Source organism: Pseudomonas sp. UFMG81, from assembly GCF_015354575.1.
GTDB lineage: Bacteria > Pseudomonadota > Gammaproteobacteria > Pseudomonadales > Pseudomonadaceae > Aquipseudomonas.
In genome coordinates this window covers 226,040-246,728 of record NZ_JACAFQ010000005.1, presented here as the reverse complement: position 1 = coordinate 246,728, position 20,689 = coordinate 226,040, and the positions used below count along the sequence as shown (strand labels likewise).

The following is a 20,689-nucleotide window of genomic DNA, read 5'->3' as shown; positions in this document are numbered from 1 at the left end:
CTCTTCCCGCCCACCCGATTACGCGAGGTACTCCCCATGGTGCACAGCATGACCGCCTTTGCCCGCGCCGAACGCGCCGGCAGCCAAGGCACCCTGGTCTGGGAGCTGCGTTCGGTCAACCATCGCTACCTCGAGCCGCACCTGCGCCTGCCCGAGGCCCTGCGCGACCTCGAAGGCGCCGTGCGTGAAGGCCTGCGCCAGGGCTTGTCGCGTGGCAAGGTCGAATGCACCCTGCGCCTGAACGAAGACAGCACCGGCAAACCGCTGCAGGTCGACCGCGAGCGCGCCGCGCAGCTGGTCGCCGCCGCCGAGACCGTGGCCAGCCTGATCAAGCAGCCGGCACCGCTCAACCCCCTGGAAGTGCTGGCCTGGCCAGGTGTGCTGGTGGCCGACGCAAGCGACCCGCAAGCGCTCAACGCCGAAGCCATCGCCTTGTTCGACGAGGCCCTGGCCGAGCTCAAGGCCGGTCGCCTGCGTGAAGGTGCCGAGCTTGCCCGGCTGATCAACGAGCGCCTGGACAGCATGGCCGCCGAAGTAGCCACCCTGCGCACCCTGGTACCACAGATGCTGGCCGTGCAGCGGCAGAAGGTCCTCGACCGCTTCGCCGACATGAAGGCCGAGCTCGACCCGCAACGCCTGGAGCAGGAGATGGTGCTGCTGGCGCAGAAGAGCGACGTCGCCGAGGAACTCGACCGCCTCAGCACCCACGTCAACGAAGTGCGCCGGGTGCTCAAGTCCGGCGGTGCCGCCGGGCGGCGCCTGGACTTCCTGATGCAGGAACTCAACCGCGAAGCCAACACCCTCGGTTCCAAGGCCTTCGACCCGCGCAGCACGCAAGCGGCGGTCAACCTGAAGGTGCTGATCGAACAGATGCGTGAACAAGTACAGAACATCGAGTAAGGCCACCCCCACCATGAACCACAGCAGCGGCACCCTCTATATCGTTTCCGCCCCGTCCGGCGCCGGCAAGACCAGCCTGGTCACGGCGCTGATCAAGCAAGACCCGCGTGTACGCGTGTCGGTTTCGCACACCACCCGCGCCATGCGCCCGGGTGAAGAACACGGGGTGAACTACCACTTCGTGGTTCACGAGGAGTTCAAGGCGCTGATCGCCAAGGGTGATTTCCTGGAACATGCCGAGGTGTTCGGCAACTTCTACGGCACCTCGCGCAGCGCATTGCAGGAAACCCTCGACCAGGGTTACGACCTGATCCTGGAAATCGACTGGCAAGGGGCGCAGCAGGTGCGCGAACTGATGCCTGAGGCACGCTCGATCTTCATCCTGCCGCCGAGCCAGCAAGCCCTGCGCCAGCGCCTGGACGGGCGCGGCCAGGACAGCGAAGAGATCATCGCCGGGCGCATGAAGGAAGCGGTCAGCGAAATGACTCATTACAACGAGTATGAGTACCTCATCATCAACGACCAGTTCGATGAAGCGCTCGAAGACCTAAAGGCGGTGTTCCGCTCGAACCGCGAAGACGGTGAAGATGCCGTGGCGCATGCCGAACGGTTGAAACTGGCCAACCAGCAGCAAGTGCACGGTGCGCTGCTGCAGCAACTGGTCGGCTGAAGACAGCCGGGGCCTCTGCGAGGCCCATTCGCGACACAAGGCCGCTCCTACAGGGGTTTGCGATCCTCTGTAGGAGCGGCCTTGTGTCGCGAAAGGGGCGCATAGCGCCCCCGCTTTATTCCTGCAACTGGATAGTGGCCTGCTGACGCAGGGTAGCCCCCAGGAAATACGCCGGCGCCCGCAGCCGCGAGAGCAGCATCAGCACGATGCCCAGCACCGAAATGATCGCCGCGATCACGAACACCAGCCCCAGCCCACCCACATGCGAGCCGCTGCCGAAGTCCGGCGATGCGCTGTCGATGGCGGTGCGCGCGAAGATCACCGACAAAATCACCCCACCCAGCAACGGGCACAGGCCGCGCATGAAGAAGTGACGCAGGCTGGTGAACAGGCTGCGGCGGAAGTACCACACGCAGGCGAACGCGGTCAGCGAGTAGTAGAAGCAGATCATCATGCCCAGGGCGGTGATGGTGTCGGCCAGCACGTTCTCGCTCAGCGTGCGCATGGTCACGTAGAACAGGCCGGCGGCCACACCCGCACAGATGGTGGCGTAACGCGGGGTCTGCGAGCGCGGGCACACCGTGGCGAAACGCTGCGGCACGGCGCCGTAGTAGCCCATGGCGAGCAGCGTGCGCGCCGGCGAAACGAAGGTAGATTGCAGCGACGCCGCGGTGCTGGCCAGCACCGCGATGGACATCAGGATCGCCAGCGGCCCCATGACCGGGCCGGCCAGGTGGGCGAACACGTTCTCCTGGATGCGCGGGTTGCCCAGGCCCAGCCCGGAATCGCTGATCCCAGCGAACTGCAAGGTGGCGATGGCCGTGAGCAGGTAGAGCATGAGGATCAGCAGCACGGTCCAGGTGGCCGCCTTGCCGGGCACCTCGTCGCTGCCGATGGACTCTTCGCTGACGGTCAGGCACACGTCCCACCCCCAGAAAATGAAGATCGACAGCGACAGGCCAGCGGCGAACGCCGAGAACGACTCGACGCCGAACGGGTTGAACCAGGCCAGGTCGAAGGCCAGCGGTGGCGGCGCGGTGGACTCGCTGAACGCGGCAAAGGCAAAGCCGATCAGCACCAACAGCTGCAAGGCCACCAGGCCGTACTGCACCGTCATCGTCGTGGCCATGCCCCGGCAGCAGATCCACACGGCCAGGGCGATGAACACGCAACAGGTGGTGATGTTGATCAGCAGGTTGTCCGCCAGTGCGGCCAGCTCCTGGTTGCCGGTGATCTGGGCAAGGAACAGGTAGAAGAAGTCGACCGCCACGCCTGCCAGGTTGGACAGCACGATGGTGGTGGCGACCACCAGCCCCCAGCCACCGATCCAGCCGATCATCGGGCCGAACGCCCGGGCCGACCAGGTGAACGAGGTGCCGCTGTCCGGTTCGGCGGAATTCAGTTCGCGGTAACCCAGGGCCACCAGCAACATAGGCAGGAAACCGACGATGAACACCGCCGGCAGGTGGGCACCGACTTCGCGCACGGTCGGGCCGAGCGCGCCGGTCAGGGTGTAGACCGGGGCGATGGTGGAAATGCCCAGCACCACGCTGGCCAGAAGGCCCAGGCGGCCCTTGGCCAAGCCTTTGCTGCGCTGGGTGTTGCCCGAGTCGGCCACGTCGGGTGGGCGGCCGGCTGCTGTGTAATCGTTCATGAGTCTGTGCCGTAACTATTGGAATTGTTTTCACAGGCCCGCCGTAGAGGGCCCGCTTTCACTCATTGAAAGCTTGCGATGGGGGCACGGTCATCCAGGACCTTCGGCTAACGTCAGCGGGTTCTCGGACGTACACCTTCCCGTGCAGCATGGGCAATGCAGGCCTCGCGGAACGCCTCGAACAGGCGCAACGAAACCGGGTTTTCGGCGTAACGCCATTCCGGGTGCCACTGCACACCGAGCACGAAGCCCGGCGCGTCAGGCATCGACACCGCTTCGATCAGGCCATCCGGGGCCCGTGCCTCGACGCGCAGGCCATTGGCCAGACGGTCGATACCCTGGCTGTGCAGCGAGTTGACCTCGAACTGCGCCGCCAGGCCCAGGCGCTCGAACACTCCGCCCGGTGTGACACTGACGGGGTGACGAGGGCCGTATTGCACCTCCAGGGGTGCGTCCTCAGGTTCGCGATGGTCCAGGTAGCCGGGCAGTTCCTGCACACGCTGGTGCAGGCTGCCGCCAAGGGCCACGTTCAACTCCTGGAAACCACGGCAGATGCAGAACACCGGCACGCCGGCCGCAATGGCCGCCTGCAGCAACGGCAAGGTCAGGCGGTCACGCGCCAGGTCGTGGCGAGTGCCTTCGACGCTGGGCGCGCCATTGTAATGATGCGGCTCGACATTGGAAGGCGAACCGGTAAACACAATGCCGTCGAGCTGCGCCAACATGGCCTGCGTATCACTGCCGCCGTCGCGCGCCGGCAGGATCAGCGGCAGCCCGGCAAAGCCCGCGGCCTCGACATACTTGTCGCCCACCGTGTGCGACGAGTTCTTCCCCACCTGCTGGCGGCAGGCGCTGACACCGATCAAGGGGACCGCAATTGCGCTCATGGGCTTACACCGTGTGCAGGTACCAGTTGTACTCGAGGTCGGAGATCGACACTTCGAACTCGGCCAGTTCGCTCTCTTTGCAGGCCACGAAGATGTCGATGTAGTCCGGGCTGATGTATTGGTTGAGCACTTCGCTGTCGTCCAGCGCACGCAGGGCGTCGCGCAGGTTGTTCGGCAGGCTCTGCTCCAGCTGCTCGTAGGAGTTGCCTTCGATCGGTGCGCCCGGCTCGACCTTGTTGGTCAGGCCATGGTGGATACCGGACAGAATCGCGGCGAGCATCAGGTAGGGGTTGGCGTCGGCGCCGGCCACGCGGTGCTCGATACGCACGTTATCGCGGTTGTCGTTCGGCACACGGACCGCCACGGTGCGGTTGTCCACACCCCAGCTCGGCGCATTGGGCACGTAGAACTGCGCGCCGAAGCGGCGGTACGAGTTGATGTTCGGGCAGAGGAAGGCCATCGACGCCGGCATGGTCTCCAGCACACCGCCGATGGCGTGGCGCAGGGTGTCGCTTTCGAGCGGGTCGTCGCTGGCAAAGATGTTCTTGCCGGTGCTCTTGTCGATCAGCGAGATGTGCACGTGCAGGCCGTTGCCCGCCTGGCCCGGGTAGGGCTTGGCCATGAAGGTGGTGTCCATTTCATGGTCGTAGGCAACGTTCTTGATCAGGCGCTTGAGCAGGATCGCGTAGTCGCAGGCCTTCATCGGGTCGGCGACGTGGTGCAGGTTCACTTCGAACTGCGCCGGGGCGCTTTCCTTGACGATGGCGTCGGCGGGCAGGCCCTGCTCCTTCGCCGCTTCGAGCATGTCCTGCAGGCAGTCGGCGTATTCGTCGAGGTCGTCGATGAGATAGACCTGGGTGGACTGCGGGCGCTTGCCCGAGATCGGCGAGCGCGGTGGCTGCGGGCGGCCGTTGAGGTTGTCCTGGTCGATCAGGTAGAACTCCAGCTCGAACGCGGCGCAGATATCCAGGCCCAGGTCGTCGAACTTGCTCACCACCTGGCGCAGCACCTCGCGCGGGTCGGCGAAGAACGGCGCGCCGTCCATCTCGTGCATGGTCATCAGCAACTGGGCGGTCGGGCGCTTCTGCCACGGCTCGTCGGACAGCGTGCCGGGGATCGGGTAGCAGATGCGGTCGGCATCGCCGATGTCCAGGCCAAGGCCGGTGCTTTCGACGGTGGAGCCGTTGATGTCGAGGGCGAACAGCGAGGCCGGCAGGTTGATGCCTTTCTCGTACACCTTGTGCAGGCTGGCGCGCTCGATGCGCTTGCCGCGCACCACGCCGTTCATGTCGGAGATCAGCAGGTCGACGTACTGGGTGTCCGGATGGGCTTCCAGGAATTCATTCATCTCGCGGGAAGAACTGGCGCACGGGGAGACCGACGTCATGGCTGTACATCCTTTGATTCGGAGCGGCGATGTGGGGATACGGCTGACGCCTGCAAAGGCGACGATGGAATTACTGTTGTTCTTTTCACTGGCCCATCGTGGGGGGCTGGCTGCCGACAGGCTGCATTGATTCCTGGCGGCCGTTTCACTATAAAATGGCTCCAGCGCAACTAGACATTGGCAATTCGGCAAGCAGAGCGTGCACCAATGCAATATCAGATCAACCATGCGGACCTGTCACTGGTCCTGGCCCTGGAACGCGGCCGCTCCCTGGCAAAGGCTGCCGAACTGCTCAAGGTCGACGTATCCACGGTGTTCCGCTCGATCCGCCGGCTGGAGTCGGCGCTGGGCACCGCGCTGTTCGTCAAGAGCCGCAAGGGCTACCTGCCCACTGACACCGCCCAGGCCCTGGCCGAGCAGGCCGAGCGCGCCGAGCAGGCGCTGGATGCCGCGCGCATCGCCCTGACCAGCGGCGAACAGGTGGTCAGCGGCACGGTGCGCCTGACCTGCACCGAGGCGGTGCTGCACAGCCTGCTGCTGCCGGCGCTGGCCGAGTTCATGCCCAATTACCCGGCGCTGTCGCTGGAGATGGGCACCTCCAACACCTTCGCCAACCTCAGCCGACGCGATGCCGACATCGCCCTGCGCCTGACCAACACTCCGCCGGAGCACCTGGTAGGCCGCTGCCTGGGCTCGACCAGCTACGTGATCTGCGGCCGCCCGGAACTGCGCGAGCGCCTCGACGCGTCGCCCACCAGCGTTGCGTGGATCGCCCCGGACGACTCCATGCAGGACCACGCCACCGTGGTCTGGCGCAACCAGCAGTATCCCGGGCTGAGCCCGCGTTACCAGTGCAGCGGCATGTCGACCATCGCCCAACTGGTGAGCACCGGCCTGGGCGTGGCGGCGCTGCCTGACTACATGGTCCACGGGCTTCCGGGCGTCGACGCGTTGAGCGGCCCGCTGCCCGGCTGCGACACCCAGCTGTGGCTGCTGACCCGCCCCGATTGCCGGGCATTGCGCTCGGTGCAGACGCTGTTCGAAGAGTTGACCCCGCGTCTGCGCGACGCGATGTTGTGAGGCTGTTGTGTTTGCGGGGCGGGTGACGTTATTGTCAGCCTCATGCTTGGCGCTGTCTGTTCCGGCACTTTCGCGGTGCAAGCCCGCTCCCACGGGGTGCTCGACAACGAACGTGCGTGGGAGCGGGCGTGCCCCGCGATGGGTTGCCAGACAAAACAGCCCTTCCCTATTGGCTGGTGATTTTTTAAACTATCGAGTCCGCCTGCCCATACTGGGCTGCACGCCCACCGCATTTGCTACTGAGGAAGACCATGGCCCGCGTAACTGTTGAAGACTGCCTGGAACACGTGGATAACCGCTTCGAGCTGGTCATGCTCTCGACCAAGCGCGCCCGCCAGCTGGCCACCGGCGGCAAAGAGCCGCGCGTCGCATGGGAAAACGACAAGCCAACCGTCGTCGCCCTGCGTGAAATCGCCGAAGGTATCGTCACCCCTGAGTTCATCGCCGCCGAAGAGATCGTCACCGAAGATCCGGTATTCGCCGCGTTCGAGGACGAGAACAACGAGGCCGTCTGATTGATGCCCAGTCGACACCGTGCGGCGCAAGGCCCTCTTCTTTCGCAAGAGGTGAAACCATGCCGGGTATAGAAGCCCTCGCCGAACGGCTGTCGACGTATCTGGGCCCCGAACAGGTCAACCTGGTTCGGCGTGCCTACTTCTACGCCGAACAAGCCCACGATGGCCAGCGCCGCCGCAGCGGCGAGCCCTACGTGACGCACCCGCTGGCGGTCGCCAGCATCCTCGCCGACATGCACATGGACCATCAGAGCCTGATGGCGGCCATGCTGCACGACGTGATCGAAGACACCGGCATCGCCAAGGAAGCCTTGAGCCAGCAGTTCGGCGAGACCGTCGCCGAGCTGGTCGACGGGGTCAGCAAGCTGACCCAGATGAACTTCGAGACCAAGGCCGAGGCGCAAGCCGAAAACTTCCAGAAGATGGCCATGGCCATGGCCCGCGATATCCGCGTGATCCTGGTCAAGCTGGCCGACCGCCTGCACAACATGCGCACCCTGGAAGTGCTGTCCGGCGAAAAACGCCGGCGCATCGCCAAGGAAACACTCGAGATCTACGCCCCCATCGCCAACCGCCTGGGGATGCACACCGTGCGCGTCGAGTTCGAGGACCTCGGCTTCAAGGCCATGCACCCGATGCGCTCCTCGCTGATCCACCGCGCGGTCAAGGCCGCCCGTGGCAATCGCAAGGAAATCGTCGCCAAGATCGAAACGTCGTTGGCCAACTGCCTGGCCGCCGATGGCATCGAGGGCGAGGTCAGTGGCCGGCAGAAACACCTCTATGGCATCTACAAGAAGATGCGCGGCAAACGCCGCGCCTTCACCGAGATCATGGACGTGTACGCCTTCCGCATCATCGTCGACAAGGTCGACACCTGCTACCGCGTGCTGGGTGCCGTGCACAACCTGTACAAGCCGCTGCCAGGGCGTTTCAAGGACTACATCGCGATCCCCAAGGCCAACGGCTACCAGTCGCTGCATACCACGCTGTTCGGCATGCACGGGGTGCCCATCGAAATCCAGATCCGCACCCGCGAGATGGAAGAGATGGCCAACAACGGCATCGCCGCGCACTGGCTGTACAAATCCAACGAGGAAGAGCAGCCCAAGGGCAGCCACGCCCGCGCCCGCCAGTGGGTCAAGGGCATCCTCGAGCTGCAGCAGCGCGCCGGCAACTCGCTGGAGTTCATCGAGAGCGTGAAGATCGACCTGTTCCCGGACGAGGTCTACGTCTTCACCCCCAAAGGCCGGATCATGGAGCTTCCCAAAGGCTCCACCGCCGTCGACTTCGCCTACGCGGTGCACACCGACGTCGGCAACAGCTGCATCGCCTGCCGCATCAACCGTCGCCTGGCGCCACTGTCCGAACCGCTGCAAAGTGGTTCGACCGTCGAGATCGTCAGCGCCCCGGGCGCCCGCCCCAACCCGGCCTGGCTCAACTTCGTGGTCACCGGCAAGGCGCGCACGCACATCCGTCACGCCCTCAAGCAACAGCGCCGCTCCGAGTCGATCAGCCTCGGCGAACGCCTGCTGAACAAGGTGCTGACTGGCTTCGACAGCAGCCTGGAGAAGATCCCTCAGGAGCGCATCCAGCCCATCCTCGCCGAGTACCGCCTGGAACTGGTCGAAGACCTGCTCGAAGACATCGGCCTGGGCAACCGCATGGCCTACGTGGTCGCCCGCCGCCTGCTGGCCGCCGAAGGCGAGCAGCTGCCGGCCCCCGAAGGCCCGCTGGCGATCCGCGGCACCGAAGGCCTGGTGCTCAGCTACGCCAAGTGCTGCACCCCAATCCCGGGCGACCCGATCGTCGGCCACCTGTCGGCGGGCAAGGGCATGGTCGTGCACCTCGAGGACTGCCGCAACATCAGTGAAGTGCGCCACAACCCAGAGAAGTGCCTGCAATTGTCCTGGGCCAAGGACGTCACGGGCGAGTTCAACGTCGAACTGCGCGTCGAGCTGGAACACCAGCGCGGCCTGATCGCCCTGCTGGCCAGCAGCGTGAACGCCGCCGACGGCAACATCGAGAAAATCAGCATGGACGAACGCGACGGCCGTATCAGCGTGGTCCAACTGGTGGTCAGCGTGCACGACCGCGTGCACCTGGCCCGTGTGATCAAGAAGCTGCGCACCTTGACCGGCGTGGTCCGCATCACCCGGATGCGTGCGTAGTCCGCCAACCGCAAGGAGTCATCATGAGCAAGACCGTCATCACCAGCGACAAGGCCCCAGCCGCCATCGGTACCTACTCGCAAGCGATCAAGGCCGGCAACACCGTGTACATGTCGGGCCAGATCCCGCTCGACCCGAAAACCATGGAACTGGTCGAAGGCTTCGAAGCCCAGACCGTCCAGGTGTTCGAGAACCTGAAATCGGTCGCCGAAGCCGCTGGCGGTTCGTTCAAGGACATCGTCAAGCTGAACATCTTCCTCACCGACCTGAGCCACTTCGCCAAGGTCAACGAGGTCATGGGCCGCTACTTCGAACAGCCCTACCCGGCCCGTGCCGCCATCGGCGTTGCCGCGCTGCCGAAGGGCGCCCAAGTCGAAATGGACGCCATCCTGGTCCTCGAATGATGCCCCGGTGACGGGCGCCACGCCCGTCACCACCCCTCCTGCCTCAAGGTTTCCCCCATGCGCCACGCATTGCCTCTCGCGCTGGCAGCCCTGCTCCTGGGCGGCTGCGCCAGCCACAAACCCGAAGATTTCAACGGCACCTGGATCAACCAGGCCGCCATCGACGCCGCAGCCAAAGGCACCAGCCTGCGCCAGGCCCTGAGCGAACACGGCCCGGTGTTCGAATGGAAAGTCGACGTCAAGAACCAGCAAGCCAGCTTCAGCAATGGCTTCGAAGCTGCCGATGGCCGCCTGAGCGCCAACCAGAACAACTGGCAGGCCAGTTTCGCAGGCGGGCAGACCGAACAGCTCAAGCTCGATGGCGATGAGTTGCAGGCGATTGACGCCTCCGGCCACCAGCAGACCTTCGCCCGAGCCGAGAAAGGCGCCGGTGCCCCGCTGGGTAGCAGCTTCGAGAAAGCGCTGTACAAGGCTTACCTGGGCGGCGATTGGAAAATCGTCGAAGGCCAGGGCAAGGGCGCCGTGGTGCGCTTCAGCGATATCGGCAACATCACCGGGCTGCCTGGCGTCGACCGCTTCGCCGTATGCCTGGCAGGCGACTGCGCGACCATGGGCGACGGCAACGACAGCCTGTGGCTGGAGCGCAACCAGCGCGGTGCGCCGTGGATCTTCAAGCGCGAAGGCGACACCCTGGAGATCTTCCGAGCGGTAAACCGCGCCCAGCCGGATGAGATGCCGCAACTGGCTGCCGGTGCCCGGCAGTGGGTGCTGGAGAAGGATTGAGGCNGCTCCGTCCCTGTAGGAGCGGCCTTGTGTCGCGAAAGGGCTGCGCAGCAGCCCCAGCGGTACATGCATCGAAGCTGAAATCCTGGGGCCGCTTTGCGGCCCTTTCGCGACACAAGGCCGCTCCTACAAAGGACACCGAACGCTTGCTGCCTCAGCGTTCCCCTTGCAGAATCGCCGCATACCCCTCTTTGTAGCTCGGATACTGCGGCGCCCACCCCAACGCCCTTGCCCGCGCATTGCTGCAACGCTTGCTGCCGGTGCGCCGCACTCGCTGGTCATCCGACCACTCGGTAACGCCCATGTACTCGCGCAGCCAGGCCACCACATCGGCCAACGGCGCCGGGTCGTCGTCGACGCCGATATAGCACTGCTCCAGCGCATCGCCACGGTCATCGGCCTGCAACAGGTGCGCCAGCAGGCTGGCAGCATCCTCGGCATGAATCCGGTTGCCATACAGCGGCGGCTCCTCGGCCACGCGGTAGCCTTGGCGTACCTGGCTGAGCAGCCACTCGCGCCCCGGCCCGTAAATGCCAGTCAGCCGCACCACCGTGGCGGGAATGCCACTTTCCAGCGCCAGCCGCTCGGCCTCGAGCATCACCTTGCCGGAATAGCCCTCAGGCTCGGTGCTGGCAGCCTCGTCGATCCACTCGCCATCCTTCTGCGCGAACACGCTGCTGCTGGAGACGAACACCAATCGGCGCGGCCGCTGACCACTGCTCTGCAGCCACCCCAACACATGGCGCAAACCCTTGATATAGGCGGCCTGGTAACCGGCTTCGTCATGCTGGCTGGCAGCCACGCAGTACACCACATAGTCGAGCGCGCCCTCAGGCCAGTCGTTCGGCATGCGGCGATCGGCCAGGTCGGCGGCAACTGGCTGCACGCCCTTGGGCAGGTGCTGTACCGCGCGGCGCAGGCCGCTGACCTTCCACCCCGAGGCAAGCAGCTGACGGGCCAAACGACCGCCAACATCACCACAGCCCACCACCAAAGCAGAAACGTCTGACATGCCTAATCTCCTTTTCCTAAAGGAGCAGGCTATAGCGATAACGCGATCAACGGCTATACCAAGTTCAAAAAAAGCAAGGCTATTGCTTTTGTTAACAAGAATTACTTGCAATAATGGCGCCCTTGTCTGTTCTCGGCCTGCCTCGAGGCCTTGGAGAACTCAACCTTTTTCTCTTCATCAGGTCCGGCCAGCATGACACGTACTCAACCTTCCGCTTCGCCAACCACGTCGCGCGCCTGGCGCGCCATCGCCGCGCTGATGTTCAGCCTGGTGCTGGCCCCGGCAGCCATGGCCGAAGAGCCCGCCGCCACTGCCGCCACCCCGGCCGCCGTCGCCGCGCCCGCAGCACCGGCCGTCGAAGGCCAGGCGCCGGCAGCGGCACCCGCCGATGCAGCCGCTCCAGCCGACGCGCAGGCTCCGGTAGCTGAAGATACGCAGGCGCTGGTCGAAGACACCTCGCTGGGCATGGCCCACGACCTGTCGCCATGGGGCATGTACAAGAACGCCGACGTGGTGGTGAAGGCCGTGATGATCGGCCTGGCCCTGGCCTCGATCATCACCTGGACCATCTGGATCGCCAAAGGCTTCGAGCTGATGGGTGCCAAGCGCCGCCTGCGTGGCGAGATCGCCGCCCTGAAGCGCTCGGTGAGCCTCAAAGAAGCCAGCGACGTTTCCAACAAGGAAGGCACCCTGGCCCACACCCTGGTGCATGACGCCCTCGAAGAGATGCGCCTGTCGGCCAACGCCCGCGAGAAAGAAGGCATCAAGGAACGCGTGAGCTTCCGCCTGGAGCGCCTGGTGGCTGCCAGCGGCCGCAACATGAGCAGCGGCACCGGCGTGCTGGCCACCATCGGTTCCACCGCGCCGTTCGTCGGCCTGTTCGGTACCGTGTGGGGCATCATGAACAGCTTCATCGGCATCGCCAAGACGCAGACCACCAACCTCGCCGTGGTCGCCCCTGGCATCGCCGAAGCCCTGCTGGCCACCGCCCTGGGCCTGGTCGCGGCAATCCCGGCCGTGGTCATCTACAACGTCTTCGCCCGCTCCATCGCTGGCTACAAGGCGCAGGTTTCCGACGCTTCGGCGCAGGTGCTGCTGCTGGTCAGCCGTGACCTGGACCACCAGGGTGGCGAGCGCGCCGCCCCGCACATGGTGAAAGTGGGGTAAGCCATGGGCCTGCATCTGAACGAAGGTGGCGACGACCTCGCCGAAAACCACGAAATCAACGTCACGCCCTTCATCGACGTGATGCTGGTGCTGCTGATCATCTTCATGGTCGCAGCCCCCCTGGCCACGGTCGACATCAAGGTCGACCTGCCCGCCTCGACCGCCAAACCGGCCCCAAGGCCGGAGAAGCCGGTGTTCGTCAGCGTCAAGAGCGACAAGAAGCTCTACCTGGGCGATGACCTGGTGGCCCAGCAGGACCAGCTGGGCGCCATGCTCGATGCCAAGACCAAGGGCGACAAGGACACCACCATCTTCTTCCAGGCTGACAAGGGCGTCGACTACGGCGACCTGATGGAAGTGATGAACACCATGCGCGCGGCCGGCTACCTGAAAGTCGGCCTGGTCGGACTCGAGACGGCAGCCAAGAAATGACGAAAACGCGCTCTAACATGGCGCGCTACGGCAGCAGCCTGGCCATCGTGCTGGGCGTGCACGTGGTCGCCGTGGTGCTGACGCTCAACTGGTCGGTGCCCCAGGCCATCGAACTGCCGCCGGCAGCGATGATGGTCGAGCTGGCGCCGCTGCCCGAGCCTGCGCCACCACCACCGCCCAAGGCCGCGCCCAAGCCACCAGCCCCGGTCGAGGAGCCACCGCTGCCGAAACTGGTGGAGGCACCGAAGCCGAAGATCGCCATCCCCAAGCCGCCCAAGCCCAAGGCCAAGCCACAGCCGCCCAAGCCTGAGAAGAAGCCTGAGCCGCCGAAGGACGAGCCGCCGGCCAAGGATGATGTCGCCGACACGCCGCCAAGCAATTCACCACCGCAGAAGTCCGCAGCACCGGCACCGAGCATCGCCGCCAACAGCAATGCCCTGCCAAGCTGGCAGAGCGACCTGCTGCGTCACCTGGCGAAGTACAAGAAGTACCCCGAGGACGCTCGCCGTCGAGGCTTGCAGGGCATCAACCGCCTGCGCTTCGTGGTCGACGCCGAAGGCAAGGTGGTGTCGTTCTCGCTCGCCGGTGGTTCCGGCAGCGCGGCGCTGGACCGGGCCACGCTGGAGATGATCCGCCGCGCTGGTACCGTACCGAAGCCACCGGCAGAACTGCTGAACAATGGCACGATCGAAGTCGTCGCACCGTTCGTCTATTCGCTGGACCGACGCTGACGTTTTTGTTTCTGTCACAAAACGGCAAGTCTGATAACGTGCGTCTATCGATTGCAGCCGCTATGCTGGGGCCGCAACTTCATGGACGCACGTTATGACCCTCACCGAACTTCGCTACATCGTCACCCTCGCCCAGGAGCAGCACTTCGGCCACGCCGCCGAGCGCTGCCACGTCAGCCAGCCCACCCTGTCGGTCGGGGTGAAGAAGCTCGAGGACGAGCTCGGCGTGCTGATCTTCGAACGCAGCAAGAGCGCGGTGCGCCTCACGCCGGTTGGCGAGAGCATCGTCGCCCAGGCGCAGAAGGTCCTGGAGCAGGCGCAAGGTATCCGCGAACTGGCCCAGGCTGGCAAGAACCAGCTGACCGCCCCGCTCAAGGTCGGTGCCATCTACACCGTCGGCCCCTATCTCTTCCCGCACCTGATCCCGCAGCTGCACCGCGTGGCGCCGCAGATGCCGCTGTACATCGAAGAGAACTTCACCCACGTGCTGCGCGAGAAGCTGCGCAACGGTGAACTGGACGCAGTGATCATCGCCCTGCCGTTCAATGAAGCCGACGTGCTGACCATGCCGCTGTACGACGAGCCGTTCTGTGCCCTCATGCCGGCCGACCACCCCTGGACCGCCAAGCAGACCATCGACACCGCCATGCTCAACGACAAGAGCCTGTTGTTGCTGGGCGAGGGGCACTGCTTCCGCGACCAGGTGCTGGAGGCCTGCCCAACATTGAACAAGGGCGGCGAAGGCTCCAAGCACACCACGGTGGAGTCCAGCTCGCTGGAAACCATCCGCCACATGGTCGCCTCGGGCCTGGGCGTGTCGATCCTGCCGCTGTCGGCGGTGCACAGCCACCACTACGCGCCTGGCGTCATCGAAGTCCGCCCGCTGACCGCACCGGCACCGTTCCGCACCGTCGCCATCGCCTGGCGCGCCAGCTTCCCGCGGCCGAAGGCGATCGAGATCCTCGCCGACTCGGTCCGCCTCTGCTCGGTGGCCAAGGCGCCCGTGGAACAATCGGCCTGAGCCCATGACCGAGCTGTCGAACGTCCCGGTCACCGTGCTCAAAGGTGTTGGCGATGCCATGGCCGAAAAGCTCGCCAAGGTCGGCCTGGAGAACCTGCAGGACCTGCTGTTCCACCTGCCCCTGCGCTACCAGGACCGCACCCGCGTGGTACCCATCGGCCAGCTGCGCCCGGGGCAGGACGCGGTGATCGAAGGCGTGGTCAGCGGCGCCGACGTGACCATGGGCAAGCGCCGCAGTTTGGTGGTGCGCCTGGGTGACGGCACAGGTGTGCTGAGCCTGCGCTTCTACCATTTCAGCAATGCGCAGAAAGAAGGCCTCAAGCGCGGCACCCACCTGCGTTGCTACGGCGAAGCACGCCCCGGTGCATCGGGGCTGGAGATCTACCACCCCGAGTACCGCGCCCTGAATGGCGACGAACCCGCGCCGCCGGTGGAACAGACCCTCACGCCGATCTACCCGACCACCGAAGGCCTGACGCAACAGCGCCTGCGCCTGCTGTGCCAACAGAGCCTGGGTCAACTCGGGCCACGCAGCCTGCCCGACTGGTTGCCCGACGAACTGGCCCGCGACTATCAGCTGGCGCCGCTGAGCGACGCCATCCGTTACCTGCACAATCCGCCGGCCGACGCCGACCTCGACGAGCTCGCCGAAGGCCAGCACTGGGCCCAGCATCGCCTGGCCTTCGAAGAACTGCTGACTCATCAGCTGTCCCAACAGCGCCTGCGCGAAAGCCTGCGCAGCCTGCGCGCGCCGGTGCTGCCCAAGGCCAGCCGCCTGCCGGCGCAGTACCTGGCCAACCTCGGGTTCAGCCCCACTGGCGCCCAGCAACGGGTGGGCAACGAGATCGCCTACGACCTCAGCCAACCCGAGCCGATGATGCGCCTGGTGCAAGGTGACGTCGGCGCCGGCAAGACCGTGGTTGCCGCGCTCGCCGCCTTGCAGGCACTGGAAGCGGGCTACCAGGTCGCACTGATGGCGCCCACCGAGATCCTCGCCGAACAGCATTTCATCACCTTCAAGCGCTGGCTCGAGCCGCTGGGCATCGAAGTCGCCTGGCTGGCCGGCAAGCTCAAGGGCAAGGCCCGCGTCAGCGCCCTGGAACAGATCGCCAGTGGCGCCCCCATGGTGGTCGGCACCCATGCGCTGTTCCAGGAGGAGGTGCGCTTCAAGCACCTGGCCCTGGCGATCATCGACGAACAGCACCGCTTTGGTGTGCAGCAACGCCTGGCCCTGCGCAAGAAGGGCGTCAACGGCGAGCTGTGCCCGCACCAGCTGATCATGACCGCCACGCCCATCCCCCGCACCCTGGCCATGAGCGCCTACGCCGACCTGGACACCTCGATCCTCGACGAACTACCGCCTGGGCGCACGCCGGTGAACACCGTGCTGGTCGCCGACAGCCGCCGCTTCGAAGTGGTCGAGCGGGTCCGCGCCGCCTGTGCCGAGGGCCGCCAGGCCTACTGGGTGTGCACCCTGATCGAAGAGTCCGAAGAGCTGACCTGCCAGGCCGCCGAAAGCACCTTCGAGGACCTCGGCAGCGCCTTGGGCGAGCTGCGCGTGGGGCTGATCCACGGGCGCATGAAACCGGCGGAAAAAGCCGCGGTCATGGCCGAGTTCAAGGCCGGCAACCTGCAGTTGCTGGTCGCCACCACCGTGATCGAAGTGGGCGTGGACGTACCCAACGCCAGCCTGATGATCATCGAGAACCCCGAGCGCCTGGGCCTGGCCCAGTTGCACCAGTTGCGCGGCCGGGTCGGCCGGGGCAGCGCGGTGAGCCATTGCGTGCTGCTGTACCACCCACCACTGTCGCAGATTGGCCGCGAGCGCCTGGGCATCATGCGCGAAACCAACGACGGCTTCGTCATCGCCGAAAAGGACCTGGAGCTGCGCGGCCCCGGTGAAATGCTCGGCACCCGCCAGACCGGCCTGTTGCAGTTCAAGGTCGCCGACCTGATGCGCGACGCCGACCTGTTGCCGGCCGTGCGCGATGCTGCGCAGGCGCTGCTGGCGCGCTGGCCGCATCACGTCAGCCCACTGCTCGATCGCTGGTTGCGTCACGGCCAGCAATATGGCCAAGTGTGACGCTCGTCCCATAATGGATCCAGCCTGCCGATCAAGCTGGTTATACTTCGCGTTTAAAAGAAAGATTGGATACAGACCATGACTGAAGTTGCCCTGGACACCGCAACCCCAACCGCACCGTCTGTCATCCGGCTGTTGCTCGATAAAATCGGCGTTACCTACCGCGAGGTGACCGAGCATCCGTCGTTGCCGGCCGCCTCTCGGGTGCAGGCCGCTCTGCTCGATGACGACATCGGCGCCATGATGGTGCTGTTCCCGCAGAGCCAGCTGCTCGACCTCAAGCGCTTTGAAGAACTGACCGGCCGCAGCCTCACGGCGGTGCCGCTGGCACGCCTGAACCAGATGCTCGACAAGCACCACCTCAAGCAGCTGCCGGCGATTCCGGCGTTGACCAGCTCGCCCTGCCAGTACGAGAAGAGCCTGCTCGACAATGAAACCCTGCTGATCCAGTCCGGCGAGTCCGGCCTGCTGCTGGAGGTCAGCCGCACCGCCTTCAAGAAGATGCTGGCCAAGGCCAGTGCCAGCAGCTTCGGGCAAGCGGTCGAAGACATCCGCCCCAACCTCAACCGCCCGCACGATGACTCCCAAGAGATCACCAAGGCGGTTCAAGAGTTTACCGCCCGTCGCATCCAGAAGCGTCTCGAAGAGACCATCGAGATCCCGCCGCTGGCCGACACCGCCCAGAAGATCATCAAGCTGCGCGTCGATCCCAATGCCAGCATCGACGACATCACCGGCGTGGTGGAAACCGACCCGGCCCTGGCCGCCCAAGTGGTCAGCTGGGCGGCATCGCCCTACTACGCCTCACCGGGCAAGATCCGCTCGGTGGAGGATGCGATCGTCCGCGTGCTGGGCTTCGACCTGGTGATCAACCTGGCGCTGGGCCTGGCCCTGGGCAAAACCCTCAGCCTGCCCAAGGATCACCCGCAACAGGCCACACCTTACTGGCAGCAGTCGATCTACACCGCTGCGGTGATCGAAGGCCTGACCCGCGCCATGCCCCGTGCCGAGCGCCCCGAAGCAGGCCTGACCTACCTTGCGGGCCTCCTGCACAACTTTGGCTACCTGCTGCTGGCGCACGTGTTCCCGCCGCACTTCTCGCTGATCTGCCGCCATCTGGAGGTCAACCCGCACGTCTGCCACAGCTATGTGGAACAGCACCTGCTGGGCATCAGCCGCGAACAGATCGGTGCCTGGCTGATGAAGCTGTGGGACATGCCGGACGAGCTGTGCACCGCCCTGCGCTTCCAGCACGACCCCTCATACGATGGCGAGTACTCCGCCTTCCCCAACCTGGTCTGCCTGGCGGTACGCCTGCTGCGCGCGCGCGGGATCGGCTCGGGGCCGCAGGACGAGATCCCGGATGCGCTGCTCGAGCGCCTGGGGCTGACCCGGGACAAGGCCGAGGAAGTGGTGAACAAGGTGCTGGAGGCGGAGGCGCTGCTGCGTGAGCTGGCTTCGCAGTTCCACGCACCGCACTAAGGCATTGCGCTGTTGTGTAGGAGCGGCCTTGCCGGGGCGCCGGACCGGCCGGAAAGGGCCGCGGAGCGGCCCCAGCAATTTATGTACCCTTTGAAAACTTGGGGTCGCTCCTACAGGGATCGCGTGCACAACAGGCCGTTGAAGTTCAGCCCTTCTTCTTGGGCTTCAGATACTTCATCAAGCCCTGGAACCAGATCACCAGCGCCGGGTTGCCCTTGATCTGGATGCTCTTGTCCTGAATCCCCTGCATGAACGCCAGTTGCTTGTTGCCCGCCTGCAGGGTGGCGAAGCCGTAGCCGGCATCCTTGAAGGCGATGGCGAAGGCCGGCTGTGGGTGCAGGCCGCCCTTGCTGCTGATGCGCTGATCCTTGACCACGAAGTGCCGGGCGACCTTGCCGTCCAGCGTCTGCATCTGGAACACCAGGTCCTTGTCCTGCAACTGCTGCTGGAACGCCGGGTTGTTGCGGCTGGCCTTGGCCATCAGCAGCCCCATGGCCCAGAGAAGAAAGCGAAACTTCATCAACGCGCCTCGAATGAAAAGTGACTAAGGGGCGCAGTCTATCCGTTTCTTGATCTGTTTACGCAAGTTCGCTGCATTTAGCGCCCAGAAACACAACGGGCGCCCTGAGGCGCCCGTTCCAATGACCGCTGTGCGGTAGCGATCACTTTTTCTTGGCAGGCTTGGCCGGTACGTTGACGCTGTCGCGCAGGTTCTTGCCCGGCTTGAAGGCAACGGTGTTGCTGGCCTTGATTTTCACCGGCTCGCCGGTTTGCGGGTTCTTGCCGGTGCGGGCGCCGCGGTGGCGTTTTTCGAAGGTGCCGAAACCGACCAGGGTGACGGTGTCCTTGTCGAGCGCACCGGTGATGCTATCGAGAATGGCGTTGAGAACCTGGTTGGCCTTTTCCTTGGTCAGATCGGCCTTTTCGGCGATGACGGCGGCGAGTTCTGGTTTACGCATAGTGAAGCCTCTTTGACGGAATTTCTTGTTGTTATGCCGTGCTGCCGAACGAAGCAGCGTTCAAGGCACCGCAGGCTCTAGGCTGCGGCAGACGCCAGTGAGAATGGCACGCCGCCAGGGGCCGCGCCAGTACCTGGGCGGCCATTGTCGCGGCAAGAACAGGAGAAATCCGACAGAACGCCCGCTATTTACGCCATCAATGCTGGCAACTGGCGGTTGAGCGCCAGTTTGTCGAGGACCGCGGCACCGGTCAGCGCATAGCCCAACAGCTGGCCGTCGGCCCCGTAGCACAGCACCTTCAGGTCGGTGCCGCTGCCCTCCACCTGCCACACACCTTCTTGGCCGGCGGGTGGCGGCGACACCACCAGTGGGCAGGCCGGGGTCTTCACGGTGACCGGCATCGGCCCATAGCTGACAGCGGTCGGGTTGCCGGCCAGGGTCTGGGCCAGCGCGCGGGCACAGGCCATCAGCGGCATCACGTACAGAAGGTTGATGCCATCGACCTCGGCGCAATCGCCCAGGGCGAAGATATTGGCGTGGGAGGTGCGCAGCTGGCGATCGACCACCACACCCCGGTTTACCAGCAAACCAGCGGCGGCCGCCAGGTCGGTGCGCGGGCGCAGACCGATGGCCGAGACCACCAGGTCGCAGGCAATCACGCTGCCGTCGGACAGGTGCGCTTCCAGCCCCTCGGCGACCTGCTGCAGCCGGTTCAGCACCGGCCCCAGGTGAAAGCGCACGCCCAGGCCCTCCAGGCCAGCCTGGACGGCGGCCGCAGCCGCTGGGTGCAGCAAGGTCGGCATCACCTGCTCGCAGGGGGCGACCACGTCGCATTGGTAACCGCCCAAGGTCATGTCGTTGGCGAACTCGCAGCCGATCAGGCCGGCACCGAGGATCAGCACCCGCTGCTTGCCGGCAGCTGCAGCACGAAAACGCGCGTAGTCCTCGAGGTCGTTGATCGGGAATACCCGATCACAGGCATCGCCTTGCACCGGCACCTGCACGGTCTGCGCACCCCAGGCCAGGACCAGGTCGCGGTACTCGACCGCCTCTTCACCGATCCACAGGCGCTTGTGGCCAGGGTCGATGCCGCTGATATGGGTGTGGGTGCGCACCTCGGCCTTGAGTTGCTCGGCCATGGCGCCCGGCTCGGCCATGCACAGGCCGTCGGCGTCCTTGCCCTTGGCGAACCCCGTGGAGAGCATGGGCTTGGAATACGAGCGACCATCGTCGGCGGTAATCAGCAGCAACGGCGTTTCACCGTCGAGCTTGCGAAACTCACGGGCCAGGTTGTAGCCGGCCAGGCCGGTGCCGATGATCACCACGGGGGACGACATGCAGGTGCTTCCTCTTT

20 protein-coding genes are annotated in these 20,689 nt (G+C 65.1%); 13 read left to right on the top strand and 7 right to left on the bottom strand.

What is annotated here, in order from left to right; translation table 11 throughout:
- Nucleotides 1-36 precede the first annotated feature (36 nt).
- A complete protein-coding gene (locus IX761_RS06190) occupies nt 37-900 on the top strand; it encodes a YicC/YloC family endoribonuclease (RefSeq protein ID WP_194788734.1) in 864 nt (287 codons plus the stop codon).
- A gap of 13 nt (nt 901-913) precedes the next feature.
- Complete coding sequence (gene gmk, locus IX761_RS06185) at nt 914-1,570, top strand: guanylate kinase (protein ID WP_194788733.1); 657 nt, start codon at nt 914-916, stop codon at nt 1,568-1,570.
- 115 nt (nt 1,571-1,685) lie between these two features.
- Here the strand turns inward: gmk and IX761_RS06180 are convergent, their stop codons facing one another.
- The 3 genes from IX761_RS06180 to IX761_RS06170 form a co-directional block, all read right to left on the bottom strand.
- The gene (locus tag IX761_RS06180) at nt 1,686-3,224 is read right to left on the bottom strand and encodes an APC family permease (protein ID WP_194788732.1); all 1,539 of its coding nucleotides are present in this window, start codon (nt 3,222-3,224) and stop codon (nt 1,686-1,688) included.
- Nucleotides 3,225-3,337: 113 nt separating this feature from the next.
- Complete coding sequence (locus IX761_RS06175; protein ID WP_194788731.1) at nt 3,338-4,111, bottom strand: gamma-glutamyl-gamma-aminobutyrate hydrolase family protein; 774 nt, start codon at nt 4,109-4,111, stop codon at nt 3,338-3,340.
- A 4-nt stretch (nt 4,112-4,115) separates the two neighbouring features.
- On the bottom strand, nt 4,116-5,498 hold the full coding sequence (locus tag IX761_RS06170; protein WP_194788730.1) for a glutamine synthetase family protein: 1,383 nt from the start codon (nt 5,496-5,498) through the stop codon (nt 4,116-4,118).
- Between the two features lie 207 nt (nt 5,499-5,705).
- Between IX761_RS06170 and IX761_RS06165 the strand changes: the two genes are divergently transcribed.
- From IX761_RS06165 to IX761_RS06145, 5 genes are all read left to right on the top strand, one after another.
- The gene (locus IX761_RS06165) at nt 5,706-6,578 is read left to right on the top strand and encodes a LysR family transcriptional regulator (protein WP_194788729.1); all 873 of its coding nucleotides are present in this window, start codon (nt 5,706-5,708) and stop codon (nt 6,576-6,578) included.
- Nucleotides 6,579-6,829: 251 nt separating this feature from the next.
- Complete coding sequence (gene rpoZ, locus IX761_RS06160) at nt 6,830-7,093, top strand: DNA-directed RNA polymerase subunit omega (protein ID WP_008091595.1); 264 nt, start codon at nt 6,830-6,832, stop codon at nt 7,091-7,093.
- A gap of 59 nt (nt 7,094-7,152) precedes the next feature.
- On the top strand, nt 7,153-9,261 hold the full coding sequence (gene spoT, locus IX761_RS06155; RefSeq protein ID WP_194788728.1) for a bifunctional GTP diphosphokinase/guanosine-3',5'-bis pyrophosphate 3'-pyrophosphohydrolase: 2,109 nt from the start codon (nt 7,153-7,155) through the stop codon (nt 9,259-9,261).
- A 23-nt stretch (nt 9,262-9,284) separates the two neighbouring features.
- Nucleotides 9,285-9,665 carry a RidA family protein gene (locus IX761_RS06150; protein ID WP_110991989.1) on the top strand — a complete coding sequence of 127 codons (381 nt, stop codon included), beginning with the start codon at nt 9,285-9,287 and terminating at the stop codon, nt 9,663-9,665.
- 57 nt (nt 9,666-9,722) lie between these two features.
- Nucleotides 9,723-10,448 (top strand): hypothetical protein, encoded by a 726-nt coding sequence (locus IX761_RS06145; protein ID WP_194788727.1) that lies wholly within the window; start codon nt 9,723-9,725, stop codon nt 10,446-10,448.
- Between the two features lie 154 nt (nt 10,449-10,602).
- Here the strand turns inward: IX761_RS06145 and IX761_RS06140 are convergent, their stop codons facing one another.
- The gene (locus IX761_RS06140; protein WP_194788726.1) at nt 10,603-11,460 is read right to left on the bottom strand and encodes an NAD-dependent epimerase/dehydratase family protein; all 858 of its coding nucleotides are present in this window, start codon (nt 11,458-11,460) and stop codon (nt 10,603-10,605) included.
- Nucleotides 11,461-11,652: 192 nt separating this feature from the next.
- Here IX761_RS06140 and exbB point away from each other — a divergent pair, with 192 nt between their 5' ends.
- From exbB to IX761_RS06110, 6 genes are all read left to right on the top strand, one after another.
- Nucleotides 11,653-12,627 carry a tonB-system energizer ExbB gene (gene exbB, locus IX761_RS06135; RefSeq protein WP_194788725.1) on the top strand — a complete coding sequence of 325 codons (975 nt, stop codon included), beginning with the start codon at nt 11,653-11,655 and terminating at the stop codon, nt 12,625-12,627.
- A 3-nt stretch (nt 12,628-12,630) separates the two neighbouring features.
- Complete coding sequence (gene exbD, locus IX761_RS06130) at nt 12,631-13,059, top strand: TonB system transport protein ExbD (RefSeq protein ID WP_194788724.1); 429 nt, start codon at nt 12,631-12,633, stop codon at nt 13,057-13,059.
- A complete protein-coding gene (locus IX761_RS06125) occupies nt 13,056-13,790 on the top strand; it encodes an energy transducer TonB (protein WP_194788723.1) in 735 nt (244 codons plus the stop codon). Before exbD ends, IX761_RS06125 begins: the two co-directional genes overlap by 4 nt.
- 94 nt (nt 13,791-13,884) lie before the next feature.
- Nucleotides 13,885-14,811, top strand: a complete 927-nt coding sequence (locus IX761_RS06120; RefSeq protein ID WP_194788722.1) for a hydrogen peroxide-inducible genes activator — start codon at nt 13,885-13,887, stop codon at nt 14,809-14,811.
- A 4-nt stretch (nt 14,812-14,815) separates the two neighbouring features.
- On the top strand, nt 14,816-16,894 hold the full coding sequence (gene recG, locus IX761_RS06115) for an ATP-dependent DNA helicase RecG (protein ID WP_194788721.1): 2,079 nt from the start codon (nt 14,816-14,818) through the stop codon (nt 16,892-16,894).
- Between the two features lie 78 nt (nt 16,895-16,972).
- Nucleotides 16,973-18,376: an HDOD domain-containing protein gene (locus IX761_RS06110; protein WP_194788720.1), complete on the top strand. Its 1,404-nt coding sequence runs from the start codon at nt 16,973-16,975 to the stop codon at nt 18,374-18,376.
- A 145-nt stretch (nt 18,377-18,521) separates the two neighbouring features.
- Here the strand turns inward: IX761_RS06110 and IX761_RS06105 are convergent, their stop codons facing one another.
- From IX761_RS06105 to IX761_RS06095, 3 genes are all read right to left on the bottom strand, one after another.
- Nucleotides 18,522-18,896, bottom strand: coding sequence for a helicase (locus tag IX761_RS06105; protein WP_125466073.1), 375 nt, complete (start codon nt 18,894-18,896; stop codon nt 18,522-18,524).
- A 142-nt stretch (nt 18,897-19,038) separates the two neighbouring features.
- Nucleotides 19,039-19,335, bottom strand: coding sequence for an HU family DNA-binding protein (locus IX761_RS06100; protein WP_060507706.1), 297 nt, complete (start codon nt 19,333-19,335; stop codon nt 19,039-19,041).
- 188 nt (nt 19,336-19,523) lie between these two features.
- Nucleotides 19,524-20,672 carry an NAD(P)/FAD-dependent oxidoreductase gene (locus IX761_RS06095; protein WP_194788719.1) on the bottom strand — a complete coding sequence of 383 codons (1,149 nt, stop codon included), beginning with the start codon at nt 20,670-20,672 and terminating at the stop codon, nt 19,524-19,526.
- Nucleotides 20,673-20,689 lie beyond the last annotated feature (17 nt).